The organism is Erwinia sp. L03-1 (genome assembly GCF_058686115.1).
On the sequence record NZ_CM178762.1, the window covers coordinates 1,124,186 to 1,150,193 of the forward strand.

At 54.8% G+C, this 26,008-nt stretch carries 16 protein-coding genes and 4 pseudogenes; 11 read left to right on the forward strand and 9 right to left on the reverse strand.

Features of this window, described 5'->3' with window-relative positions:
* Positions 1 to 2: 2 nt before the first annotated feature.
* Positions 3 to 1,664, reverse strand: a complete 1,662-nt coding sequence (locus tag AC4PCC_RS05230; RefSeq protein ID WP_492126634.1) for a hypothetical protein — start codon at positions 1,662 to 1,664, stop codon at positions 3 to 5.
* Between the two features lie 718 nt (positions 1,665 to 2,382).
* On the opposite strand from AC4PCC_RS05230, the gene AC4PCC_RS05235 reads away from it, so the two are divergent.
* From AC4PCC_RS05235 to AC4PCC_RS05250, 4 genes are all read left to right on the forward strand, one after another.
* Positions 2,383 to 3,891: a hypothetical protein gene (locus tag AC4PCC_RS05235; protein WP_492126635.1), complete on the forward strand. Its 1,509-nt coding sequence runs from the start codon at positions 2,383 to 2,385 to the stop codon at positions 3,889 to 3,891.
* A 103-nt stretch (positions 3,892 to 3,994) separates the two neighbouring features.
* Positions 3,995 to 4,465: a hypothetical protein gene (locus AC4PCC_RS05240; RefSeq protein ID WP_492126636.1), complete on the forward strand. Its 471-nt coding sequence runs from the start codon at positions 3,995 to 3,997 to the stop codon at positions 4,463 to 4,465.
* Complete coding sequence (locus AC4PCC_RS05245; protein ID WP_492126637.1) at positions 4,462 to 5,217, forward strand: hypothetical protein; 756 nt, start codon at positions 4,462 to 4,464, stop codon at positions 5,215 to 5,217. The genes AC4PCC_RS05240 and AC4PCC_RS05245 overlap by 4 nt, the downstream gene beginning before the upstream one ends.
* 460 nt (positions 5,218 to 5,677) lie before the next feature.
* Positions 5,678 to 6,331, forward strand: coding sequence for a hypothetical protein (locus AC4PCC_RS05250; RefSeq protein ID WP_492126638.1), 654 nt, complete (start codon positions 5,678 to 5,680; stop codon positions 6,329 to 6,331).
* 611 nt (positions 6,332 to 6,942) lie between these two features.
* Here AC4PCC_RS05250 and mgtE read toward each other — a convergent pair.
* A complete protein-coding gene (gene mgtE / locus AC4PCC_RS05255) occupies positions 6,943 to 8,379 on the reverse strand; it encodes a magnesium transporter (RefSeq protein WP_492126639.1) in 1,437 nt (478 codons plus the stop codon).
* Between the two features lie 153 nt (positions 8,380 to 8,532).
* Positions 8,533 to 8,697: a YfgG family protein gene (locus tag AC4PCC_RS05260; protein ID WP_492126640.1), complete on the reverse strand. Its 165-nt coding sequence runs from the start codon at positions 8,695 to 8,697 to the stop codon at positions 8,533 to 8,535.
* Positions 8,698 to 9,003: 306 nt separating this feature from the next.
* Here AC4PCC_RS05260 and AC4PCC_RS05265 point away from each other — a divergent pair, with 306 nt between their 5' ends.
* Positions 9,004 to 11,265, forward strand: a complete 2,262-nt coding sequence (locus AC4PCC_RS05265) for a sensor domain-containing phosphodiesterase (RefSeq protein WP_492126641.1) — start codon at positions 9,004 to 9,006, stop codon at positions 11,263 to 11,265.
* Positions 11,266 to 11,402: 137 nt separating this feature from the next.
* Here AC4PCC_RS05265 and tehB read toward each other — a convergent pair whose 3' ends face one another.
* The 3 genes from tehB to ppk1 are packed head-to-tail and all read right to left on the reverse strand — an operon-like array spanning position 11,403 to position 15,611.
* Entirely contained in the window at positions 11,403 to 12,017 is a 615-nt protein-coding gene (tehB, locus tag AC4PCC_RS05270) for a tellurite resistance methyltransferase TehB (protein WP_492126642.1), read from the reverse strand.
* The gene (gene ppx, locus AC4PCC_RS05275) at positions 12,014 to 13,546 is read right to left on the reverse strand and encodes an exopolyphosphatase (RefSeq protein ID WP_492126643.1); all 1,533 of its coding nucleotides are present in this window, start codon (positions 13,544 to 13,546) and stop codon (positions 12,014 to 12,016) included. Before ppx ends, tehB begins: the two co-directional genes overlap by 4 nt.
* Before the next feature lie 4 nt (positions 13,547 to 13,550).
* Complete coding sequence (ppk1, locus tag AC4PCC_RS05280; protein ID WP_492126644.1) at positions 13,551 to 15,611, reverse strand: polyphosphate kinase 1; 2,061 nt, start codon at positions 15,609 to 15,611, stop codon at positions 13,551 to 13,553.
* Between the two features lie 167 nt (positions 15,612 to 15,778).
* Here ppk1 and AC4PCC_RS05285 point away from each other — a divergent pair, with 167 nt between their 5' ends.
* The 3 genes from AC4PCC_RS05285 to pstB are packed head-to-tail and all read left to right on the forward strand — an operon-like array spanning position 15,779 to position 20,570.
* On the forward strand, positions 15,779 to 17,977 hold the full coding sequence (locus AC4PCC_RS05285; protein WP_492126645.1) for an ABC transporter permease subunit: 2,199 nt from the start codon (positions 15,779 to 15,781) through the stop codon (positions 17,975 to 17,977).
* A gap of 52 nt (positions 17,978 to 18,029) precedes the next feature.
* Positions 18,030 to 19,784: a phosphate ABC transporter permease PstA gene (gene pstA, locus AC4PCC_RS05290; RefSeq protein WP_492126646.1), complete on the forward strand. Its 1,755-nt coding sequence runs from the start codon at positions 18,030 to 18,032 to the stop codon at positions 19,782 to 19,784.
* An 18-nt stretch (positions 19,785 to 19,802) separates the two neighbouring features.
* Positions 19,803 to 20,570, forward strand: coding sequence for a phosphate ABC transporter ATP-binding protein PstB (pstB, locus tag AC4PCC_RS05295; protein WP_067708057.1), 768 nt, complete (start codon positions 19,803 to 19,805; stop codon positions 20,568 to 20,570).
* A 19-nt stretch (positions 20,571 to 20,589) separates the two neighbouring features.
* On the opposite strand, the pseudogene AC4PCC_RS05300 reads toward pstB, so the two are convergent.
* Positions 20,590 to 20,787, reverse strand: a pseudogene (locus AC4PCC_RS05300) (type VI secretion system tube protein Hcp); the annotation flags it as partial.
* An 18-nt stretch (positions 20,788 to 20,805) separates the two neighbouring features.
* Here AC4PCC_RS05300 and AC4PCC_RS05305 point away from each other — a divergent pair.
* The 3 genes and pseudogenes from AC4PCC_RS05305 to AC4PCC_RS05315 all read left to right on the forward strand — a co-directional run.
* Positions 20,806 to 21,111, forward strand: a pseudogene (locus AC4PCC_RS05305) (Tn3 family transposase); the annotation flags it as partial.
* A gap of 142 nt (positions 21,112 to 21,253) precedes the next feature.
* Complete coding sequence (locus AC4PCC_RS05310; protein WP_492126647.1) at positions 21,254 to 23,326, forward strand: lipase family protein; 2,073 nt, start codon at positions 21,254 to 21,256, stop codon at positions 23,324 to 23,326.
* Positions 23,310 to 24,080: a hypothetical protein gene (locus tag AC4PCC_RS05315; RefSeq protein WP_492126648.1), complete on the forward strand. Its 771-nt coding sequence runs from the start codon at positions 23,310 to 23,312 to the stop codon at positions 24,078 to 24,080. The genes AC4PCC_RS05310 and AC4PCC_RS05315 overlap by 17 nt, the downstream gene beginning before the upstream one ends.
* A 51-nt stretch (positions 24,081 to 24,131) precedes the next feature.
* On the opposite strand, the pseudogene AC4PCC_RS05320 reads toward AC4PCC_RS05315, so the two are convergent.
* Positions 24,132 to 24,806: pseudogene (locus AC4PCC_RS05320) on the reverse strand (IS256 family transposase); the annotation flags it as partial.
* Between the two features lie 549 nt (positions 24,807 to 25,355).
* Positions 25,356 to 26,007: pseudogene (locus AC4PCC_RS05325) on the reverse strand (DUF2931 family protein).
* Between the last annotated feature and the right edge of the window lies 1 nt (position 26,008).

Here is a 26,008-nt window from a genome sequence, read left to right on the forward strand (position 1 = left end):
CCTTATGTTTCCTTCCTGACCTGCTGAAGCAACAAACCGAGGCGTTCGTTAAACTTTTTCTTGCTATCGATGGCTTGGGATAACGAGGCGATAGTCTCCGCCTGTTCTCCTATGGCGCCTTGCGCGTGCTGCACTGAGGCTTGCGCGGCCTCGGTTGCCTGATCGAAGCGCACGGAGATGCGCTGATTTAGCTGGACCATCATCCGGTAGCGCGCCGAAAGTCGAAATTGCAGCTCTACCTGTTCAATCATGCGCTCGCCCAGTTCGGCGGTGGCTTGCAGGGTATCGATCTGCACGTTGATGAAATCAGTGCCCTTGTCCAACATCCAATCGATAAGCGAGTCGATGGCGTACATCAGCAGAGCGTTGGCGAGGCCGGTCATCAGGCCGGTTAGCACCGGGGTGATCGTTCCGGCGAGCGGTGCGAGCACCGGGATACCTACGATGAAGGTGTTAACCGATTGCTCCAAGAGCATGCCGGCACCCAAGGTGAACAGGCCGGCCAAGCTCTTGCTGACCGCCCGCATAACCTCGGTGCCGCACATTTCCTTGGGGGGCCAGAGCAGTAGCTTGAGGGCCTTGAACAGTTCCTGCATGCCTTCTCGGATGATGGTTACAACCTTGGCCGATGTGGTGATGAGGTTGTTGATTAGGAAGGTCAACAGGTTGCTCACAAGACCTTGAAGGCCGCCTTCGAAGAAAGCATCGAAAGCTGCCTTAAACTTGCTCTGAACGCGCTTCAACACACGCTCAACCGCTGCTACCACGCGGTCGAGTAGGGGCTGCTGATCGTCACGCTGGCTGACCACCTTGTGCACTTCGACGAAGCTGCCGTTGACCACCTCGAATAACAGCACTCCCATTGCCCTGCGCAGGCCGGTCTTGCCGAATTCCTTCGCGCCTGTAATGCCCAGCTCCTTGCCGTGGTATATCAAGCGGTCTTTGGTGTCGGGCTGATGCTGATCGATGGCGGCGCGAGCCTTGTCGATCAGCGGCTTGGTAATGGATTCGTCGTAACCGTTTTCGGCAGAGAGTGCGGTCTCTGCGGCGGTATCACTCTTTTCTCGGTTATTTTCAAAGGTGGTGAAATGCAGATTGTCTTTTTCCGAGGCCAACGCCTTGCGTTGCTCCGGAGTAAGCATCCAGGCACCTTTTTTGTGTGCCTGCTTCAGGGGGATGGTGTGATCCAGCTCGGCATTCATCACCAGCTTGCCATTTGACTTGGCGGTGCGCTTGGTCGGTGCCTTTTCATTGGTGTATGTGTCGATGAATGTTTGTGAGTTCATCGTGCCGTCCTTCACCGCATCCTTCATTTTCTGCTTTCTCGCGGCGGAGTAATCGTAGTCGGCTTTACGATCATAGTGCTCGGATGCCTTGGCATAGATGTCTTGGTTAGCATTGTGCTGGGTGGTGACGTTGCCACCATTAATATCCGAGAACATTGCTGGGGTTAATCCGAAAGGGCCGACCACTTGTTGCAGTGCTTCTTCGCGGCAGCGGTTAAGCAGCTCTTGTAGGCGCTTGTCCTTCAGTGTCTCGCGTTCGGAGCGAGCGCCAACGGGCCTCTTTAATTGGCGCTGGTCAGCATCGACCACGGAACTGAGTAGGGCATCGAGATTGGCGGTGAGCAGCGGATCCACTTGCAGGGTCGGTCGGGAGGTCATTGAGCAGTCCTTGTCGAAAGAAGTCTGCGTAACAGGTAAAAAACGGCTCTAATACTATTAGACCACTGTTGGTTGACTAAGCACAAGCCGAAGATCTAGGTGTCTGCAGATCCCGAAAGTTAGAATCGACTTAAGGCCTATCGCAGGCTGACATTAACTTTGAATAAATTATGTAGGGTTCTTTTAAGTGCTCTGTTTTGGGCCATGCTCTACTCCGGTTGGACTGATGCAGTTTTTTTCAGGTCACCAGCGACTACCCATCAGCTAGTTGGATAACTATTGTCTCTCGTGGGAGTGTTCTTGATTGGGAGGTATCACCCCAGTGCGGAATGGCTAAGCGTGGCTCATCGACTATTCCCGATTGGATTGAGAATCCTTCGATACTTATTTCAGGATGCGGGCAGTATCAAGGTAATTGAGGTTTCGCAGGGCGCTTTAGGCGCAACAGAAGGTTTGCTTAGTCAATTTGAGTACGTACTTCAGACTAGTTTGGCATAATCTGCGATATTTAAAGAATAATGCGTTGAGATGTTAAATGGTACTTTTCATGGTCTTTTTTTCGTCCTACCCATGAACGCCAATTTTACTGGGTTTTACCTACTCATTGATAATCGATTGGGGCATGAGCGCACAGCATTTATATTTGGCCATGACCCGCGGATCAATGAAGTTGGTTGTGTGTAGCGCCAGCCCCATATTGGGCTAGCGGGAGGGAAATATGGCAAGAGAGAACAAGTTTGCAAGCTCGGGCGGTGCAAAAGATACGCCGCCTTGGAAGCTCATGGAGATGATCGTCGAGGACGTGATCACGGCGAAGACGATGACCTTTGCACAATGGCATGCGCTCAGTGAGAACCCCTTCGTTCCGCTTGCCATTCCGGTGTCGCAAGGCCGTCAGTATCGGGTCACGCAAGCCGGCGTGGACGCAGCTCACTTGCTGTCGCAGCAAAGCTGGAAATCACGCGAAGCCCTGCGCCAGACGATTGATCGGGTGACCTTCACGAAGCTCTCGTTCCTGGCCATCGGGGACACGCTTCTCGACTGCCAATCGCGCCTTCCAACAGTACCGGATGGCCAGAATGAGCATGACGTGCTGCTCGGTGACGATTTTTATATGGTGCTCGCCGACGACTACCAAGCGCGCTTGCAGCAGTTGGCCGCCAGCGCGAGTCCCGACGTCGACCGGCATATCCCTTGCCATCTGTTTCACTCCGATCAAGCCGTGCCGGCATTCGCCGTGGGGCCGGTGCGATTCCTGCCGAGAGCGGAATGGCTCGATTCCTTTGTCAAAGACTCGGAGGTCCGCGAGCTCGTCCGCCAAGTGGAGGACCGTGAACTGGATATGGAGGAATTGACCGCCCGATCAGCTGCAGACGAGGGTGGCCGCTATGCGTTGCATGCGTTGGACGTACTGCATACGCTGCGCCATTACAGCTGGGTAGCGACCATACGTATGGACGGGCATGAGCATGCGCGGTCTCATTTCAAGGCGTCGGTGGTGGTGGGGCTTGCGATTGACTCAATCGGACTGAGGTTCCAGGTTGAGGATGCGCGACGATTTACGAAAGCTGGCCGGCAGCATCTTTTTGCAGAGGACCGGTTCGCGACTACGCTGGACGGCCGGATATTGCGTGGATCGAGCGTACAGATGCCTGGCATTGGCGGACGCCCCGGTGCACTAGCTGCCAAGATGGCGGGTGAGCAATCTTTCCTGGATGCCGCCGGGTGCATCTTGCAGCACTACGCCGATGGGCGACGAACCGGACATGCGCTGCATCTCGTCGAACGTTGGGCCAACGCGTTGTATTGGGTCGGTGAAGCTCGTCGCGAAGCTTCAGACTTCATGGCCGTTGTGGACTATGGTTGCGCCGCCGACGCACTTTCCGGTGCTGGGGGAAGCGCCAAGGACATGACTGCCTTCGCCGAGACCGCGCTCAAGCCTGAGGATGAGCCTGTGCCTGAGGGAGCGCTCACGGTGGATACCGCTGTTCACAAGGTTTATCGAGAAGGCCGCAACAAGCTTGCCCACGGCGAAATGTCGGGACTGCTGGAGGATCTGGCAGAGCCGCGCGCGGTCGGTGAGGCGCTGCTATCGGCGCTGTTCGATGTTGTGACGCCGGTGCTGGCTGATCTGTTGCGGAACGAGCCGAACCTTCCGAAGCTTGATGAGAAGAGGGCCTATCGTCTACTTGAAGCAAAACTGGCAGCGCGAAAAGCAAGCGCTTGACTTGATGCCCTGGTCGTGAGAAGTGTGAGGACACGCATCAGTTTTGGCAAAAATTATTGTACCGCTACCAAGGCCTCGGCACTGGAATATTCATGGAGGGAGTATGCAAATCCGATTTCAAGGTGAGGATGATCTTGAGCAGGCGCTTCATGAAATTCATCGACGAGCCTGCGAGTATGAGGGGCCCTTAATGCACCAATTTATAGAGTTGGCTAGGATCAGTGCTCCGGTCGAGCCGGATGAGCCCCTTAGAGAGGCACCCTTGGATGGAACGCAACATGATGGTGTCGCGGCGGATGCCAAGCTTCTGGAGATCAAAGAGCGATTTGAAGAAGCCCTGTCGTTGTTGATGGTCCTCGCTTTCCCGGTGCACAGCGGAACCGAACAAGTCGTACGCGATGAACTCAATCAGGCTTTGGGGCACGAGCAGCAGATCGACTCCCTAAAGATGCGCGTCGGGAACCGAAAACTCAGCTTACGAAGTAAGTTGGGACGACGCCCGACGAAACAGCAAGTCGCACTGCGAAATGCATTGCTCGAATTTCTCCCCCGAGAGACCCTGGAGGAACTATGAGTACTACAACTGCAGCAACGTCAGGCACCAAGAAAAAGAAGAAGCAGCCAGCGCCGCCGGACCTAGTTAAAGCCGTAGGTGCGCTATTTGACATTGCGGCAAAGGCGCCGTCGCCCCTTCAATTGCAAGCAATGACCCGAGACAAGCTGTACGAAATGCTGGTCCTGGCTCGAATTCTGCGAGCCTTTCGGCGTGCGCATCCCAAAGGTTCAATCATTCACCAGCCGCCGTCTAAGGGAGGTAAACCGTCGGAGGTGATCGTGGCAAGCAAGCCCGCCCTGGCCGATCGCAAGCGGTTCTCGCACTTTGATCTGCTCGATGCCGCTGGCACCAACTTGGGCGAAGCATGGACCTCGGTCGAATTTGAATCATTGAGTTGGGATCGTTGCGGTGGGGCACCCGGTAAGGCCCCTCGCGAAGCACGGCACGAACTCGACGTTTGTGTTCTAGAGCCAAAATCAGGTGAACGCCCAGCACATTTTCAGGTCTATGCAGGAATCAGTTGCAAGGACGTTCGTATGTCATCAAAAGAGAATGTGCGAGAAGCGTTGGGGTTACGTCGAGAGACTGCGCTGCTTCGGAATTCAGTCCCAAGCCACACCCCATGGCTGGTGCAGTCGGTCCCCGCAACTCCTTGTTCACCAATCTTTCTGGTGAGCTCCGACTTAGGGATCAGGAAATACGCTTCACCTGTTGACGAAATGGGGGTTTACATTAGATTCGTGCGTCGGCCTTGGGCAGCCGAATCGTGAGGAATGGTATTTTTCATGGCATCTATGTAATAGGAATCTATATATTATTGATTTTAAATTAATTTAATTGATAATCAATCATAGGGTGGGAATGATTTAACGTCTGGCAACAGCCTGCACGATCTAGCAAAAAATGTCCTGAAGCCCGCGTAACTGCGGGCTTTTTTGTTTTTGTGTCTGGCGTTAGCTTGGGGGGAGAGTCTCCTCTGCCCAGCCTGATAGTGGTGAAGGACTAGCGAAGCGCAAGGACTACATTGAGTCAGGGCTGGGTGCTCGACCTTGATCCGGAGCGTGCTGAGCATCACCTATACCCTCTGCCTGCCGGTGAACGATGTGAGTAACAAACCTCGATTTATTCTCTGTGACCCGGTTCGATTTAAAATTTAACTTGCGTTATTAATTTAACCAAACCAGTATTGTCCCTGGTCCCGGGACATAGGACATGGGGGGTGAGGAGAGCATGAAAGGTCAAGACATTTTGTTGTTGCTGAAGCTGGTATCGCTGCAACGTCAGGAAAAGCATCTGGGCGGTGCTGAAAAATTAAGGCCATGGCCTGAGTCATGGCAGGACTGGGACGTCACAGAAGAAGAGGTATTGGAGCAAAAAGGAATCATTGAATTTAGTGAGATTGAAGTTTACCGTGGAAGTCTTTATACCGTTCGTGGCCTGGAAAAAACTACGGGTATAAGTAAAACACAAATAGCAGATTCTATTAAGAGATGCATGGATATTGGTCTGGCTAAGAAAGACCGTAAATATGGGGTGCCGAGAACAAATAAGAAATCCCTGCTCGAATTTATCATCTACGGAATAAGGTATGTCTTCCCCGTCAGGATGGGAGAGTTGACTCGTGGAATAGCCACTTCTTTTTCTGCTCCTGTGTTAAACGAAAGGCTTTTCAGTTCGGGTGAGTTGATCGCGGTCTGGTCTGATGAAAGAGCAAAAAGTAAAGGATTGAAAGTGATACCTTTGTTCCACACCGTTCCCCATGCTGTTCGGCAGGATGGTGATTTATATGCAATGCTTGCTCTGGTGGATGCCATCAGGCTCGGAAACCAGCGTGAGGCGGCCTTAGCTGCAAATATGCTGGAAAAAATATTTATGGAGATATGATTCATGGAAGCTAAACAGCAATCACTACAATATTAACTGGATTAACGATCCTCATATTATTGTTAACACCTTCCCAGAGTTAGATGAAAGTTATGCTTGCTTCCTCACCCGGGTTTTAAAAGCTCGTCGGTTTACCGTGCCAGACCAGGTAAATTTTAACTGGCGAGATGGAGAGATATTGTTGCTTTGTACCGATGGTTACTGGCGTCCTCATAGGGATAATCAAGGGCCAAATCGTGACGATGCCAGTGCACTCAAAGTCAGGACTGACGATTCCGACTTCACTCTTACTGTCGATTCTGATTGCGACAATATTTTCGTCATTGCTCAATAAGCGTGCATCGCCAATTGAAATACGTGTTTCCCCAGTCTACGTGCATTACTGTTTCTCAGGCACTCTGGTAGTAATTTTTGCCAGATCACTCCCCAGATACTCTGCAATCCCCGATTATGACCATCAGGAACAGGGCAATGCATTCTCACCGCTGTTTGAACTGATTACCGGCCTGCTGGAAGCCAGCCAGCCTGAATGCGAAACGGCAGGCGATGATGGCAAGCCGCTGCCGGAAATGTGGTACAGCGCCCCGGCAGCCCTGAAGGCTGCCGGAAAATCAGTGCAGCAGGAAGATCGTTGCCAGACCCAGGAAGATAAAAAATCCGCCGGTATCGGTCAGGGCGGTAATCAATACGCTGGAGCCAACGGCGGGATCGCGCTTGAGTTTGGTCATAATCAGTGGGATAAGGACGCCCATCAGCGCCGCCAGCAGCAGATTTAGCACCATTGCCAGCATCATGACGCCGCCCAGCTCCGGGTTGCCGTACATCGCCCAGGTGACGCCACCCATAATGCCTCCCCAGCACAGCCCGTTAATCAGTGCGACGCCCAGCTCGCGGCCAATCAGGAAGGAGAAGTTACCCGGTTCGACCTGATGCAGCGCCAGTGCACGGACAATCATGGTGATGGTCTGATTACCGGTGTTCCCGCCAATGCCCGCCACGATTGGCATCAGCGTCGCCAGCGCCACCAGCTGAGAGATGGTATCTTCAAACAGGCCAATCACCCGCGAGGCAACAAACGCGGTGCAGAGATTGACGGCCAGCCACGTCCAGCGCGTGCGTACGGCTTTTCTGACCGGGGCAAACACATCTTCATCCGGGTTCACGCCACCCATTTTACGGATATTGCTGTCGCTCTCTTCATTCACCAGGTCTACAATTTCCTCGACGGTGACGCGCCCCATCAGCTTTCCTTTAATATCAATCACCGCTGCGGAGATCAGGTTATAGCGCTCAAATGCCCCTGCGGCATCCTCTGCCTTGTCATTAATCAGAAAGGTGGTCGGCCTGGCATTCATAACGTCGAAGACCTTCATTTTCGGCGTATTGAGCAGGATATCCGTGAGCGTAACCTCACCCAGCAGCATATTGTTTTTATCGGTGATAAAAATTTTATCCGTCCCGTCCGGGATCACTTTTCTGCGGCGCAAAAAGCGCTGAACGGTCCCCAGGGTAATATCTGCCCGAACGGTGATCAGATTGAAATCCATAATGCGACCCACGCGATCGCGGTCGAAATCCATCACTTCCAGCACGCGGGAGCGGAGTGACGGTTCCAGGGAGGTGAGCAGGCGGCCGGTTAGATCGCGCGGCAGATATTTAGCAAGGTGGACCTGTTCGTCGATATCCAGAGGTTCAATGGCGCGCAGCAGATCGCGGTCGCTCATCTCTTCAATCAGGCTTTCCCAGACGCTTTCGGAGGCTTCGATCAGGACGCGTCCACGGCGATCGGTGCCGATCAGCTGCCACAGCGCCAGGCGCTCCTCTTCGGGGAGCGCTTCCAGCAGGTCGGCCAGGTCAGCCGCGTGCAGCAGTGGAATATACTGGGCGATCTCTTCAGCCTGCTCCTGATGCGCTTTGGCATCGGCAGGGGACTCTTTCAGTGGACGTCCAAGCAGCGTATCGACCAGACCGCCATCGTTCAGCAGCAGGTTAAGAATACGACTGCGTATTTCAGAGAGCTGCTGGGCGTGAGATAAAGCTACAGACATAAAAATTCCCTTGTGTCTGGCAAAAAAAAGTCGGGGGGATAAGTATTGCGCAATATGGCCTTAGCCGCGACTAAGCCCGTTTTTTTTGCGTCACCAGACGTGCAAACGGTTACTCATGCAGCTGTTCAGAGGCGTAAACGGTTACTCATACTGCTATTTCGCTATGACGGTAGGTACCGGAGCGTCGTGCTGTTTCTGTTGATGATGCTCAATAGCGCCCGGGATAACAAAAATGAGTCTGGCGGCAAGAAGAATAAAACTCACCAGCAGTACGATGAGGGTCATCCGGCTGGTTTTTTTACGTCGGGGTAATGGCATAGCCCTGTTCACGCAGTTTGTCCTGAGGTTAGCCCATGCGGGCAGTAGTGCAATTTAGACACAGTCACGTAATTTGATCAATGAAAAGCAGGCAATAAATAGTGAGATCGCCGCTGTTTGCGGGAAGTGGCTGAATAATCGCAGATTCACGCAAAGGTAAAACTGATATGGATGAAAATTGCACTAATTTGACTTATATCAAGTTATAGTAGTCGATAGACTTTACCATGACGCGCAAAAGAGTGTCCCTCGTCAGGCAGCCCGCCCGGGGAATCATTGTTATTTTCTCACAGCATATCGAGCCCAATGAGAATTACCCACTGGTTCAAATATTTTTATCACAGCAGACTGGGATTACCCCTGCTACTTCCGCTGATCCTGATGCCGCTATGTACCCAGCTCTCCGTCCGGCTGTGGATGGCGGATGGCTACGTGTATCTGATTTATCTTCCGCTGGCAATGCTGGTGGCGATGCTGCTGGTTTATGACTGGGGGGCTTTTCCGGGCATTGCGCTGGGGTTAGCCAGCTACTACTTTTTTCGCTACAACCTGCTTACGGCCAGCGTCATTGTCGCTGTTTTCCTTACCGTGCTGATGCTGTGCTGGGCGGGCTACCGTTTACATAGTCGCCAGCGCTGGGGGGTGGATTACGGGGAATTCCGCATGATGTCAGTTCGCCTGTTCTGGCTGGCATTTATGACGCCCACGCTGTTTGTGTTCACTATGCATGTAATGACGCTGCTGGGGCTGACACCGTTTAATCACTCCGTATTTTCCCGTTCAGCCCTGTCGCTGCATACACTGCTTAATTATCAGTCAGTGCTGCTCTCCTGCCTGGTGATGATCCAGCTGTGCTACTTTGTAATACGCAGCATTCGCAAGCCAGCGTTTATTAGCCTGCTCGCCCGTCGGGCCATAAGGCAAATGGCCACGGGCGTCAGTAAGGCTGAGCTGACACTGTGGGCCGGCCTGCTGATCTTTCTGCTGGGGGTGCAGCTACAGTTCGAACAGGCCGATGAAAACCTGCTGAATACCGATTATGGTCTGCCCCTGTTTCTGCCACTGATGCTGTGGTCTGCCGTGCGCTTCGGCTATCTTATTACCTCCCTAAGCTGGGCGATGCTCTTACTCTGCATTTACCAGCTGCGCGATCGCTTTCTCTCTCCGGAGACGGACCCCCACCATCTGGCGGTCATCTCCGTCAATATGCTGGTGTTTACGCTGACTATCCTGCTGATGGCGAGTATCAGTACGCGGCAGCGTTTCGCACTGGCGAGAGTTAAACGCGCCTCGCTCAGCGACCCGGTGTTCAGGCTGCCTAACCTGCGTGCGCTGGCGCAGGATCTTGCCGAAAGCCCGCGTTCAACGCTCTGTTTCCTGAGTATTCCTGACCTGGACCGCCTGAGCAGAACTTACGGGCTACAGATGCGCATCCAGTATAAACGCAGCCTTGCTATCCATCTGATGCCTGAATTACAGCCGGGGGAGGACGTCTATCAGCTGCCGGGTTTCGATCTGGTGATGCGTCTGAATTATGACCACCATGTTGAGCGCATCGAGAATGTTGCGGTACGACTGAAAGATTATCAGCTTAGCTGGGATGGCCTGCCGATCCATCCGGCCGTGGGACTGAGTTACTGTAGCGTCCGGCCACCGGTCAACCATCTGCATGAGCTGCTGGGTGAGTTAAGCGCCATGGCAGAGGTTTCACTGCGCAGTGGCGTCGCGGAAAACCTACAGCAGCGTCGGGGGCAGACGGCACAGCGGCAGGTTGCTGAAAAGATCGCGTTGCTGAATGATACGCAGACCGCGCTTAAACATGGCGGTTTTCAGCTGATGGTGCAAAAGATCGCTGGCGTTCGTGGCGATGATTATTACGAAATCCGGCCTCAGATGGCGGACCGCTATGGCGAGTGGGTCGAATATTCGCGTTTAATACCCCTTATCAATGAATTTGGTCTGACGTGGGAAGCAGACCGTCAGGTGATCCTGATGGCGCTGGCTTTTATACAGCGCCACAGGGAAAAACTGCCGGGCGTACGCTTTGCCATCCGGCTCTTCGCCTCCAGCCTGTGTCGGCCACAGCTGGCCCGCGAATTGCAGGTTTTTATGCAGGAGTATGGCGTTGAGCCCTGGCAGCTGATTATTGAAGTGGAAGAGTCGCCCATGCTGACCGACTACAGCTGGGGAAACCGCTCAATCACTCAGCTTCGGCATCTCGGCTGTCGGCTGGCGATTAACAATTTTGGCAGCGGCTATGCCAGCTATAACCAGCTGGAAGAGGTGCAGATGGATATGCTGAAAATCAGCCCCACCTTTGTCAGCAATATGCTTATCAGCAGCCTGAATTATCAAATTATTGAGTCCATCTGCATGATAGCCCGGCTAAAGCGTATGCAGGTTATCGCCTCGGGCGTGGAGTCGGAAGAGGCCGAGCGGCTGCTGCGCCTGCTGGGGGTGGACTACCTGCAGGGCGACTTTATCAGCCAGCCCTGCGCGTTACAGGATTTGTGCGAAAGCGTTGAGCCGACCCCGCCTAAGCCGGAAGAGGGCCCAGCTCTGCGATAGCGGTTCCAGATGGTGCTACGGGTGGAGTCGGCAGATAAGCAGACCGCCGGGCGCCGGGATGCGCCAACCGGGGCTCTATGGCCGGATTCACAGCCTGTCTGCGTTTTGCATGGCGCAGCCGCTGTCGGTATCGGGCGTTACGCCTTTACCAGCTCCTTTTGCGCCAGCAGCGTGGCAAAGCGCAGAGAAATGCGCCTGCCTTCGCTGTCGGTGCGGTGAAGCTGGCCCACATGCTCGTTATATTTCACAATATGCCATTTGCGATAATATTCACTCAGATCGCCTGAGCGAAAGGCGAATGAGAACCCCTGGTTACAGGGGTAATCTTCGGTATCCATCGCCGCGACAATCAGGTTATAGCCGCCTCTGACCGTGCTGGCCTGCATATCCGCAATCAGCTGGGGAATGACATCGGGCTTTAGAAACATCATCACCACCGTAGAAAAAACAAAGTCATAAGCGCCGTTGAAGCGCAGGGCGTTCAGGTCCTTTTCGGCGGTGTGAATATTGCTTAATCCTTCGCTGGCGATTATCTGGTTAAGCCGGGCGAGGCTGGCCGGGTTGTTATCCCAGGCCGTGACGTCAAACCCTTTAGCATTCAGATAGAGCGCATTGCGACCGCTGCCACAGCCCAAATCCAGCGCCCGGCCGGGCTTAAGCAGCGTCATCGCGTCAACCACTTCGGAGTGCGTGGCGGTGAGCCGATATTTATCGGTGTAGTAGCGATCGTCCGCCGGATGAGAGATGTTCATGCCCCAGGCTCTTCCTCAATGGTAAGCTGCCAGCCGGTCACATCCTTCCAGTAGTTTTGCTCGCGCTCAAGATCGAGCTGGATCAGCGTATTCTGGCTGAAATAGCCGTGAGGGAAGGTTAGCGTCCAGTGGCCTTCGTCGGTGGTTAGCCGGAGCGTCGCGGGCGTGGAGGTGGCCTGACGCTGGTTATTCAGTACCACACCCAGCCGCAGCAGGAAAACCAGCGGCAGAAACTGCTTTTTCTTATACAGCGTCAGGCGCGGCATCTCGTCTACTTTTACCGCTTTACGGTGAAAGCGCACCAGCGTGGCCAGCAGGGTCTGCTGATCCTGATTGAAACCCGGCAGGTTAGTATTCTGCAAAATATAGGCAGAGTGGCGCTGTAATCCGCTGTGGTTGATGGTCAGGCCGACCTCATGCAGCATGGACGCCCACTTCAGCAGGGCGGCCAGCTGTGGGTTCGCCTGCTTCGGGTTGCAATCGCGCCACTGATGGTAAAGTCCTTCCGTGGTCTCCAGCACCCGTCGCGCCTGATCGCTGTCAATGGCGTAATGATTTGCCAGGCTTTGAGCGGTGCGGCTGCGGATATCCTGATGGCGAAAGCGGCCCTCCATCTCATACAGTACGCCTTCGCGCAGGGCACCATCGGACAGGCGTAGCTCACGGATCGCCAGGGCGTCAAAAACGCCGAACAGAATGGCCAGACCGGGAACAAACACCACCTTGCGCTCATCTGACAGCCCCGGCAGGCTGAGCGCGTCGAAAGATTTATACTTCATCACCCCGGCGTAGAGCATCTCCAGACGTTCGGGGGTAATCAGCTTCTCTTTTTCCCCCATTGCCAGCAGCACTTCGCAGGCGGCTTTAATGGTGCCGGACGCACCCAGCGCATACTGCCAGCCGTGCAGGCGATACTGCCAGGCCAGCGTCTCCAGCTTTTGCGCCGCGGCCAGCCTTGCCCGGCGGAAGTTCTCTTTACTGATCACGCGGCCGGGAAAGTAGAGATTAGCAAAACTGACGCAGCCCATGCGTCGGCTCTCGACCAGGCTTGGCTCAAAGTCTTCGCCAATCACCAGCTCGGTAGAACCGCCGCCAATATCAATCACCAGCTTGCGACCTTTTTCCGGCTGAGTATGCTCGACGCCCATAAAAATCAGACGCGCCTCTTCATTGCCGGAGATCACTTCAATCGGATAGGGAATAACATCGGCGGCGCGGCGCAGGAAATCCTCGGCGTTAACCGCCTGGCGCAGCGTATGCGTGCCGACAATGGTGACGTTGGTCGGGCTAAATCCCTGAAGACGCTCGGCGAACAGCGCCAGGCTTTTTAGCCCGCGCTCAATGGCGGCTTCGCTCAGCACATTGTTATGGTCCAGCCCGTCAGCCAGATGGACGCGCTGTTTTAACCTGCCCAGCACCTGCATCGCGCCATCGACCACGCGGGCAATCACCATATGAAAACTGTTCGAGCCTAAATCAATTGCGGCGAATTCCTGCGGTTTAGGCGTATTTTTCTGGGATATAGGCATAAAGTTAGTCAGGTTGTTCCAGAGATTTAATGTAATCGTAAATGGCCAGCTGCGCGCGTACCTTGCGGCGATTGCCGCGCGGAACATACCTGTTGCTTAGCTCTTTGTCTACGAAGCGCGCCTTAAGCGTATCACTGAAGAGGATGGCAATAATATCCTGCACCCGCTGTTTCAGAATAGGATCCAGGACTGACACTGCCACCTCGATACGGTAATCAATGTTGCGGGTCATCCAGTCAGCGGAGGAGAGGAAGACCTTTTTGTCGCCGCCGTTTTCGAAGATATAGACGCGATCGTGCTCGAGATAGCGGTCAACAATACTGATCACCCGGATATTTTCGCTAATTCCTTCAAGATTGGGAATAAGCGAACACATGCCACGCACCAGCAGGCTGACGCTAACGCCCACGCTGGAAGCGGTATAGAGGCGGTCAACCAGGCCCTTATCGACAAGGTTATTCACCTTAAGGGTGATGGCGGCGGGAATGCCGTTCTGCGCATTGGCAATTTCACGGTCGATCAGCTGATAAAGCATCTGGCGCGAGTTTTGCGGTGAGACCATCAGGTGTTCAAACGAGACGGGCCGATAGGGGTTTTCAATAAAGTTAAATACCCGGCGGACTTCGTTAGTGATGCGGGCATCGGCGGTCAGCAGCGAGTAGTCGGTATAGAGCCGCGCGGTTTTTTCATTGAAGTTGCCGGTGCCGATATGCGCGTAGCGGGCGATCTCGCCATTTTCGCGTCGGGAAATCAGAAAAAGTTTCGCGTGGATTTTCAGGCCGGGCGCGGAGAAAATAACGTGAACGCCCGCCTCGGTCAGCCGTTTAGCCCAGTGGATATTGGCTTCTTCATCAAAACGCGCCTGTAGCTCAACTACCACGGTCACTTTCTTGCCGTTGTAGGCGGCGTGGATCATCGCATCAATGATGCGCGAGTTTTTTGCCACGCGGTAAATATTAATTTTTATTGCCAGCACCGCCGGGTCAAACGAAGCCTGGCGCAGCAGTTCCAGCACGTGCTCAAAGGTATGATAGGGATAGTACAGCAGCACATCGCGGTTGCGAATGGCGTCAAAACCGTTACGAAAGCGGTCAAACCAGATATGGCGCAGCTGCGGTAGCGGCTTGTTGACCAGATTTGCCTTGCCGACGTTTGGGAAGGTAATAAAGTCTTTGAAATTATGGTAACGCCCACCCGGCACAATGGAGTCATAGTTGGAGATATTGAGCTTCTTACGCAGCATCTCCACCATGGCATCCGGCATATCGCGCTGATAAACAAAGCGCACCGGCTCGGCGGTCAGACGCTGCTTAAGGCTTGAGGACATCAGTTCCAGCAGGCTCGACTCCATCTCCGTGACCAGATCGTACTCGGCGTCGCGGGTCATCTTCATCGAGTAGGCGTTCAGCGCGTCATAATCAAAGAAGCCACGAAAGATATCGCCCAGGCAGTAGCGCAGAATATTGTCCAACAGGATCATCGGTTTGCGGCGGCGTGGCGTTTCGGGCGGCAGGTTAACAAAACGCGGCACCTTATCGGAGGGGATCTCCAGCAGCGCGTAATTTATCTCCTCGCCCCGGATGATCTCCACCGCCAGGTAGGTGTAATCATCCTTAAGAAATTCAATCAGGTCCGTATCGTGATTGACCAGGATAGGCGTGATGTGCTGGCGCAGATGATGTTTAAAATAGTGGCGTAACCAGCTCTGCTGATTGGGCGAGAGCTGGCGTTCGTTGATCAGGAAAATCTGGTTACGGGCCATTTCCAGCAGCAGGTCGTTATACAGACCGTCAAACTCCTGGTCTGCCTTCAGCACGCGCGCCTGGATTTTTTTTAGCAGATGGCGCGGTGTGCTGGGGGATCCCTGTTCTTCACCGATCAGGATCCTGCGCTTAAGATCGGCAAAGCGCACCTTGTAAAACTCTTCAAGGTTATTGGAATAAATACCCAGAAAACGCATGCGCTCAATCAGCGGGTTGGTTTTATCGGCTGCTTCCTGTAAGACGCGCTCGTTAAAGGAGAGCCAGCTCAACTCTTTAACGGTATAAAGCTTTTCCTGACCCATTTGTACTCCATTTGCAGATTCACGACCCAACTTGCCTTTGGCCGGTCATTGTCCGTCTTTATTATGGCGAGAGTAGGGCAGCAATGTCCAACGGACATTGTTCATTGTCTTATTAACCGCATACGGGCAACATAAGGCCCTCAGCGCACAGGAAAGCGACACTTAGCATGATCCCAACCCCCATTCCCGCTCAGTTTAACGACCGGCGACGCCAGCTTATAGACCGGCTGACGCGCCGCGTGGTGATGGCGTGTGGGCTGGCCATTTTGCTGGTTATGCTGCTGCTATTTGTCTGGCTGGCAGGCGTGGTAGTGCCGCTGTTCAGCTCCCCCACCGTCGGGGACAGCCAGGCTATCCCGCTGGGACAGGCCCGGTCCGTGGTGGCAATGGGGCTGAGTCCTCAGCAACAGTGGGGCTGGCGCATTGATGACGCAGGGGAGGGCCAGTTTATCCCCCTTGCGGGTCAGACGGCTTCCTCCCCGGCATTGATGGGGACGGGGAATGTGAACGCGGTGGCAGCAATGAGCACTGGCAGCGTGAACGCGGCTGCAGCATTACAGGGCAGTGGCAGGGTGAACGCAACGGCGACCCCGGATAATAGCAGCGTGCTGCTAAAAAGCGCCGCCGGTCTGCTGCTGGTGGAGCCTGATTTTAATCAGGCGGAGCCGCGCTGGCAATTCCCGCTGGGTGAGGCGCCAATCGCCGCCGATCCTGACGCTCAGGTACTGGCGCTGGCGCATCCGCAGGCGGATCGCTGGCTGGTGGCGCAGGCCAGCCCGCAGCGTCTGACGCTGCAACAGTTTCAACCCTCCCAGCCGCCTCTGAGCTTTAGCATGGCGGTCAGTGATATCAACCAAATGCTGCTGGCGCCGGACGGTCAGCGCCTGTTTACCCTCTCGGGGGCGCTGCTGCGCGTCTGGCAGATCGGTGATCAGGGTCTGACCCTGCGCGACAGCATTACGCTGGCGCAGAAGCCGCAGCAGATGCTGCTGCTGAGCGGCGGCCAGTCACTGCTGCTTGCCGACCAGAAGGGCCTCTCGCAGTGGTTCGATTTGGCCAGTGAAACCGGGCTTCACCTGCGTCAGATCCGCTATTTCAGCGACGCCCGCGCCCAGCCGCTGCTGTTCAGTGAGGCGCACCGCCGCGTATTCGCTACCGTCAGCCCGGCGGGGACCCTTTCCCTGTACGCCAGTAAACAGCCGGGGGCGATTTTTACCTGTCCGCTGGGACCGGGCGTCATCCGCGCCGCATTCGCACCCCAGGGGGATGGCGTACTGATTGAGCGGCAGGGCCGCTGGCAGCATTTGCGCCTGTCAAACCCCTGGCCGGATATCAGCTGGCGCAGCCTGTGGCAGAAGGTATGGTATGAAAACTATCCCTCGCCGGACTATGTCTGGCAGTCCACTTCGGCTGATGATGATTATCAGGGGAAATACAGCCTGGTGCCGATGGTGTCAGGCACGCTTAAGGCGGCCGGGCTGGCGATGCTGTTTGCCACGCCGCTGGCGCTGGCTGCTGCCATGTACACCGCCTGGTTTATGAGCCCCGGCCTGAGGCGCTGGGTTAAACCGGCTATTGAGATGATGGGCGCGCTGCCCAGCGTGGTGACAGGGCTTATCGCCGGACTGTGGCTGGCGCCGCAGCTGGCCGACAGGCTTGCCGGTGTCCTGCTGCTGCCGCTAATGCTGGCCGGTGTGCTGCTGCTCTGTAGCTGGGCCTCCGCCCGTCTGCCGCCGCGCTGGCGCAGGCGGCTGTGCGATGAAGGCCGGGAAATCTGGCTGCTGCTGCCTTTACTGTTGCTGACGACGGTATTTTGCCTGTGGTGTATTCCACTGCTGGAGCACGCCCTGTTCAGGCAGGGGCTGGCCGACCGGCTGAGCGGAGGCTATCAGCAGCGTAATCTGCTGATCGCGGGCGTGGCGATGGGATTTGCGCTGGTGCCGCTAATCTTTACCCTCGCGGAAGACGCCATTTTCAGCGTTCCCGCCTCGCTGGCGCAGGGATCGCTGGCGCTTGGCGCAACGCCGTGGCAGACCCTGTCACGCGTGGTGTTACCCTCTGCCTCCGCCGGAATTTTCGCTGCGCTGATGATAGGTTTTGGCCGCGCATTGGGAGAGACGATGATTGTGCTGATGGCAACGGGCAATACGCCGGTCACCGGGGGCGGGCTGCTACAGGGCGTCAGAAGCCTGGCGGCGAATATCGCGATTGAAATGCCCGAGGCCGCCAGCAGCAGCGCCCACTACCGCATTCTGTTCTTAAGTGCGCTGGTGCTGCTGGTGTTCACGCTGATTGTGAACACACTGGCTGAGCTTATTCGTCAGCGGCTGCGTCGACGCTTCGTCAGGCAGGAGGGGCAGGAATGAGGGCGTTAAAGATAAGCTATCTCGGACGCATTGCCTGGCGGGAGGGGCAGGAATGAGAGCAGCACGGGTTAATCACCGCTGGCGCTGGCTGACCGGGGGAGCGGTTGCGCTCTGTCTGCTGGCCTTTCTGGCGCTGATAGCGCTGCTCGGCTGGCAGGGATTGAGCTATTTCTGGCCGCAGCCGGTAACGCTGTTTAGCGTTCAGCTACCGGGTGAGAGCGCATCCGGGCATTTGCGCCCGCAGCAGCCCAGCGCGACAGCGCCGTTGCAGGGCGATACCCGCCCACCGCTCTCCGGCGAGACAGCGCCGTTGCAGAACACGTCCCAATTTGCGCTGCTGGGCGAGATAGCGCAGTCGCAGAAGGTCACCCGCCAGCAGCTTCAGGAGAGTGGCGCGCGCCTCCCGGCGAGTCTGCCCGGCGAACTGACGCGCCTGCTGATTAACACCGGCAGCCGTGAGGTGGGCGGAACCGGTTTTCGCAGCCTGTTAAGCAGCGATATCCTGCGTCAGGAGCGGCCCGCTAACCTGCTGGTGCTGCAACGACGACAGGGTGGGGTAGCCTTTGGCTGGTTTGACGGGCTGCTGGAAAAGGGGCAGCCGCTGACCGCCGTTAATATGCAACATACGCTCCAGCAGCGCATCAACCAGAGCCGCGAGCGTCAGGCTCAGGTTGATAAAATTCGCCGCGTCAGCATGGCCCGGTTAAACAACGAGCTGGAACAGCTTGCCGTGCAGCGCCAGCGGCTGCAAAAAGCAGAGGGCTACAGCGCACAGACGGACTCCATTCTGCTGGCCGATAGCGCGGAGCTTAAGCGGCAGTTCTCCCAGCGTACCCAGCTGCTGAACGATCTTAACCGCGAAAACGACAGCACGGAGCTGATCCTGCGGGATGTCTCCGGGCAGCAGCATCGCATCCCGCTGAGTCAGATCCTCGCGGCCTGGTATCCTAATGCAATGAGCATCGGGGCAAAATGGCAGCATTTTGGCTGGCAGATTTGGCACTTTGTCAGCAGCCCGCCGGGCGAAGGGCCGGGTAACGGCGGCGTATTCCCGGCGATTTTTGGCACCATCCTGATGGTGCTGCTGATGTCAGTGGTGGTGATGCCGCTGGGCGTGGTCGCGGCCATCTGGCTGCATGAGTACGCGGGCAATAGGCTGTTAACCCGCCTGGTACGCATTGCAGTGATCAATCTGGCCGGCGTCCCCTCTATTGTTTACGGTGTGTTTGGTCTGGGCTTCTTTGTCTGGATGATGGGCGGCAGCATCGACAGACTGTTCTTTTCGACCTCTCTGCCTAATCCAACCTTTGGTACGCCGGGCCTGCTGTGGGCTTCGCTGACCCTGGCGTTGCTGACGCTGCCGGTGGTGATTGTCGCCACCGAGGAGGGGCTGTCGCGTATTCCCGCCTCCCTGCGGCAGGGGTCGTTAGCCTTAGGCGCCACGCAGGCCGAAACGCTGTGGCATATCACCCTGCCCATGGCAGTACCTGCCATGCTTACCGGATTAATTCTGTCGGTGGCGCGGGCGGCGGGGGAAACCGCACCGCTGATGCTGGTTGGCGTGGCGAAAATGGTGCCTGAGCTGCCGCTGGACTCGGTCTTTCCTTTTCTACATCTGGACCGTAAATTTATGCACCTTGGCTTCCAGATCTACGATCTCGCTTTTCAGAGTCCAGACGCGCAGGCAGACCGCCCGCTGGTCTTTGCCACCGCGCTGCTGCTGGTGTTAATTATTCTGGCCCTGAACCTGCTGGCCATGATACTGCGCCACCGCCTCCGCGAGCGCTATCGCGCGTTGATGAACTAACGAGGGTTAAGGAAAGTGATGCAAAATATGCCGGAAACGTCGCTGACGCTGGATAACCTGTCGCTGTGGTACGGCGCTAAACAGGCGCTTAACGGCATCAGTATGCAGGTGCCTAAACATCGCATTACGGCGCTGATCGGTCCTTCCGGCTGTGGGAAGTCGACGCTGTTGCGCTGTTTTAACCGCATGAACGATCTGATCGAGGGCTGCCGGACAGAGGGCGATATTCTGCTGAATCAGCAGTCGATTCTCCACGAACAGGCGGATCTGTCGGCGCTGCGCCGACGGGTAGGCATGGTCTTTCAGCGGCCTAACCCTTTCCCAAAGACGATTTATGAAAATGTGGCCTACGGCCTGCGGCTTAAGGGCGTACGCGACCGGCGCGTGCTGGATGAGGCGGTAGAAAGCGCGCTGCGCGCCGCCGCGCTGTGGGGCGAGGTGAAAGAGAATCTCTGGCAGAATGCGCTAACGCTGTCGAGCGGCCAGCAGCAGCGGCTGGTGATCGCCAGAGCCATTGCCATTGAGCCTGAGGTTTTGCTGCTTGATGAACCGACATCGGCGCTGGACCCGATCTCCACGCTGGTGATTGAGGAGCTGATGTGCACGCTCAGGCAGCATTTCACGCTGATTCTGGTCACCCATAATATGCAACAGGCCGCGCGCGTCTCGGACTATACGGCGTTTATGCATCAGGGCAGCGTCGTGGAGTTTGATGAGACGGACAGGTTGTTTACCACACCGCGGCAGAGGCGCACCGAGGATTATATTACCGGGCGCTACGGTTAACCAGGACAGATCTACCAGACACCATACGGATAGACTTTCCATCGGCCTGTTGGTAAATCCGCGTATTGCTGTCAGGTGTAGCGAGCGGCACGGTTTCAAACTGCGGGTGGGTCAGAAAATGGATTTCGTGCTCGTCGGGGTTGTAGCCGCCGCCAATATCAGAGTGTACGCCCGGCAGGGCCAGCTCCGGCCAGGCCGGTTTCACGCTGTTCAGTGCCAGAGTTAATGATCTGCCCGCCAGCAAAGCCGCCATGCCGTTGCCAGAGCCATCTGTCACGGTCAAAAAGGTGAGATAAGAAAACGATATACCGACGGTCAGGAAGATCAGTTGGGAGTACTGGGGCAGGTCACTAACGCCGTCGTGTTATGGAACACTATTTATATGCAGGCAGCCCTGGATCATCTCCGGGTGCAGGGCGAAACACTGAATGATGAAGATATCGCACGCCTCTCCCCGCTTTGCCACGGACATATCAATATGCTCGGCCATTATTCCTTCACGCTGGCAGAACTGGTGAGCAAAGGACATCTGAGGCCATTAAAAGAGGCGTCAGAGGCAGAAAACGTTGCTTAACGTGAGTTTTCGTTCCACTGAGCGTCAGACCCCTGATATAAGGGATTTAGGTTAATTTCTATTCGGCGTATGATGCGGGGCGTACCCTTCTAATGTGCAAGGAATTAGCATGGAAATTATTGGCGACAATACCTGTGTCACCAGTCTCAGGCCTAAATATAAAGTCGTTCAGTGTCGCGGTGAACAGCATAAATACTGGCTTGAACTCCAGTTCATGGATGAGAACAATACCCCGGTTTCCGGGCTGAACGTGAGGCTGGAGTACCATCCGCTGGCGTCAGCGAAGGGTGTGGATATGTGGCGAAAATTCGGCTACGACTACGATCCGGCTCCGCCGCCCAATCCTCCGGCGGGCGTTACCGACGGTCAGGGCGTGGTGCGCTTCGACGACCTGTACTGGATAGCGGTTGACGTGAAGACCGACGCCCAGCCACTGGCCGACGAGATGGAAAAACGCCCGCTGGGCCTGCGGCGCAACCCTAACAGCCAGCCGGTGAGCAACAACATGTTCCGGCCGGAAACCCGCGACCCCAAATGGCGCTCAGACGTGCAGGAAAAAGCCGAGGCTGCCGGGTACATCCATCACTATGTGACCATCGGGGAGCTTTGCGACCGGCTGCCGGAGATGCCGGGCTGGACTGAGCCGGAGCCGCCGAAGTTTCATTTTCCACCGGGACGGTCACTGAAAGGCACAGAGATAGCGCGGGGATCACTGGATAAGCGGCATGTTATCGAGATCTGCCCGTTCCGGGCGTGGGAGCTGGATCTGCATGATACGAAAGAGTATGACCTCGCCAACGGGCTGAACCTCGGCATCATGGCCGACCTTGCTTATTCAGCCGAAAAAGAGAATAAAACAGTCGATTACTTCTTCCGGCAGAAATGTCTGGACCTGTCCTGCATCCCGCAGTTTGCCGAGTTTCCGTCTTACTTTCACACGCTGGCGGTAGACGTGCCATTTCGCGATCGTTATCTGGCACCTGTATATCTGAATACAAAAGACATTGAGCCTTCGGAAGGTGATAGCCGCTTTTTTACGGCCGAGTGCGGTACTCATGTGCTGGTTGCGTGGTGCGGAACAGACAGCCTTCTGAACGCCCTGACGGATGCCTCATTCGGGCCGAAGAAGTGCCTGCCGAAGCTTGCCGGAGCGGGTAATGTTCACGGCGGTTTTCTGGAAGCCTATGAGCTGGCTAAACGGAAGTTTGAGCCTATATTTCAGGCGATAAATAAGTCTCTTGATGAAGGTGGTGGAGCGAAAAAATTGTTTATCTGCGGTCACAGTCTGGGCGGATCTCTGGCGCTGCTGTATGCCGCCGAGATGAAAAATTATCGGCCTGTGCTGTACACCTACGGGATGCCGCGCTCGTTTACCCGCGCGGCGATGCCGTTTCTGGACAGTATCACCCACTATCGCCACGTTAATGATAACGACACTGTGCCACAGGTTCCGCTGGAAACAGATATGGACAATCTGTTCTATCAGGCGCTGGGACCGCTGGGCGACAAGCTGGGCTTTAACTGGCTGGCGACTTCGGTTGCCGGGCTGCCGGTCTCTCTCTGGCAGAAAGACATGGAGTTAAAAACGGGGATACGGCTGAAAAAAGATCCGTACTGGCATCACGGCAACACCGTAGTCTTCTTCCGGGCGCAGCAGTGTTCGATGAAGCTCACCAGCCCGAACCAGAAGAGTCTGGTTGATGGTGAGGTATATGCCCGGCATTTTGTGGCCGTTAAGCTCTTTCTGGTGCCCTCCCTGAACGATGAGTGTTTGAAAGCAACCGGCGAGCATCAGGCGGCGTTTATCCAGTGCCTGAACCCGACCAGTCTGAAAAAGACCTTTCCGAAAAACACCAACCCCACGCTGGACGGTCTCGGTACAGATCCCCGCAGTCATTCGATGGCGCACCGCTACCTGCCCTATATCCATAATCAGGTGCTGGAGCTGGCCGATCCGGCTCGGAAGATGAGCAGGAAAACGATGCGGGAAAAATTCCGGGAGGAAGTTGAGAAAAGCGCGCCCTACAGCAATCCGGATGAGGTTGAGCGTAACCGGCAGTTCATTGCCCTCCAGAACATGCTGCCGGTTACGCTGCAACGGACGCAGGCAGAGGAAACGGGGAAGAATGCTCTGCTCCGCTTTACGGCGGTAACGGAGGAAGAAGTTGAATATTCTATCTAATATCGCTGTGTTTTTGCCTGCTGTTGTGTTGCTATCAGGGTGTGACGGGCGTACGGATCAAACGCTGTTACCGCCGGATAATGCGCGGCGGGTGACGGTGGCCGTCAGGGTGCCTGAGGGTATTACGCTGTTGCCGATACAGATGCTTTACCGTTCGGAACAGTGTAAGAGCAAAGACTATAATTCGAGTAATGAAGCCTATGAAATACGCGGATTTAACGGTTTTAAGCAGGCGTTCAGCCAACAGGGTAACGGTAACATCTGGCAGCAGCGCATCGCCATTGACGGGGGAGGCCCGTGCCAGTGGCAGCTTAATTCTCTCCGCGTCAGCTTTAAGATCGCGGATAACAATCCTCTCGTGAAGGGTAAAAAGGTTATTGAAACCAGCTATATCTTTGATTTTGATAATTACGGGCTTAGTGACGGATACGGAACAGGAAGGGCGAAAGAGGGCAGTGGAGATCTTGTTTTAAAGACGGATTTTTTCCCGATGACATATATCAGTCATATGTTTAATGAGACGATTATTGAAATGTTTGGGGGGGATACGGATTATGGACAATGGAGCAGGCGTTACAGGCTTTTTGATACTAAAAAGATAGTGATAGAGCCAATATTTCATGCTGACAAGGGAGTGTTACTTGAGGCTGATAGGGAGCGGGGGGTTGGGATGGTGATAACCTATCCTGATGGCAGTATTGAACATGTTCGCAAGATAAAGCCTGACTATCAAAGGCTCCTTATTTTGAGATGATGGCAGTGAAGTGGAAGACCCTGTAAATAATTCTGTGTAACTGCCACCATATTAAAGGTGACCGCTCAGGCGGTCACCGAACTCGATAATAAAACGACTCATTGCCAGCCGCCAGTTTCGGATCGGCATATTCCATTTTTTTGACGCATCCCTGATAGCCAGATAAATAACCTTTCGTACCGAGTCGTCTGTCGGGAACACTTTGCGTTTCTTTATCGCCTGACGGATCACGCTGTTTAGCGACTCGATCGCATTGGTGGTGTAGATGGCTTTGCGGATATCGGGGGGATAGCCGAAGAACGTATTAAGATTTTCCCAGTGCGTGCGCCAGCTTTTGCTGATTTGCGGGTACTTCTCGTCCCAGACGTCTGCAAACTTATCCAGCGCCATCAGCGCCGCCTCTTCGGTCGCAGCCTGATACACCGTTTTCAGCCCGCCGGTGACTGCCTTGTAGTCTTTCCACGACACGTATTTCAGGCTGTTGCGCACCATATGGATGATGCACAGCTGGATATGCGTCTGAGGATAAACGCTGTTTATCGCATCCGGGAAGCCCTTCAGGCCGTCCACGCAGGCAATCAGGATATCCTGAAGGCCCCGGTTTTTAAGCTCCGTCAGCACGCTGAGCCAGAACTTCGCGCCTTCATTTTCTGCCAGCCACATACCTAGCAGCTCTTTCTGGCCCCCGGTATTAATGCCCAGCGCCAGGAATACGGCTTTGTTCATATTGAGATCGGCTTCGGTTATAAGGCCTTTAGCCAGTTCAGCCGCAATGGCCCTGAGTTTCTTTTCGTCCATAAATTGCCTGTCTCCGTTGTTGGAGTGAAGATATCAAAAACAGGTAGATACACAATTTAAATTACAGGCTCTCGTGGAAGGCTCTGCTTGAGATCCTTTTTTCTGCGCGTAATCTCCTGCCCTGTAAACACAAAAACCACCGCTATCAACGGTGGCTTTTTTGCCGGAGTTCAGAGCTATCAACTCTTAACTCCGAGGTAACTGGGTGTACGAGACCGCAGAAACCAAAACTGTTCTTTCAGTTTAGCCGCAGTCAGGCCCAAACTTTAAGACCTCTCAAATATCTCTCTCGTACATTCCGCTTACCAATGGCTACCGCCACTGGCGATTTTTCGTGTCTTTCAGGGTTGGACTCAAGTGATTAGTTACCTGAACGGGCGCGGTAGTGGGGTCTGACGCTCAGTGGAACGAAAATTCACGTTCAGGAATTTTAGTAATGCGATTTTTTTTAAAAAAGGATCCTTTCGTGTGCTGCCATTACCACTCACCGTAAGGGTATTTTTTCCCTTTGATGAAATCCTTTATATCTTTGTCATATCCATAAGAAAAATCGCTCTTGGTTATTCCTTTGCAAATATCTAATTTATCCCCGGACACTGTATTCAGGACTGACGGCGTTATACGGTAATTAGGCTCAAATCCTATGCCCTGTAGCCAGACCGCCACCTTTCCTTCCGGTGCCAGACCAATTAACACAGTGTCATAGGTATTATTGTACGGATCACTTTTCCCGCTGGGACTGCGCATCTTTTCCACAGCGGCAGCTGATAAAGTGAGATGCGTTTTATTCACCTTTTTATCAATAATGGAATCCCAGCAAAAAAGAATATGTTTAGGAGGACGCTCAACGTGATTCCAGTAGCCTCCGGGAGCGCGATCCTTGTCATTCCACTTGCCGATAACTTTAGGCAGATCGGGTGTACTGTTCAGCGTATTAAACCGGTAAATCGTTTCGTCAGAATCCTGAACAACAGCAAACGTCACCAGTGCAGGCAGCGCCCTGGGCGTGAAAAATTAAATTTCCACTCGGTGGGCATACCGGTTTTGAGTAAGGTACTGGGCTGACCGGCCCCTGACAGGCCGTCAACGTCATTAGCGAAAGCAGCCCGGCCAGACGAATTATTTCCATG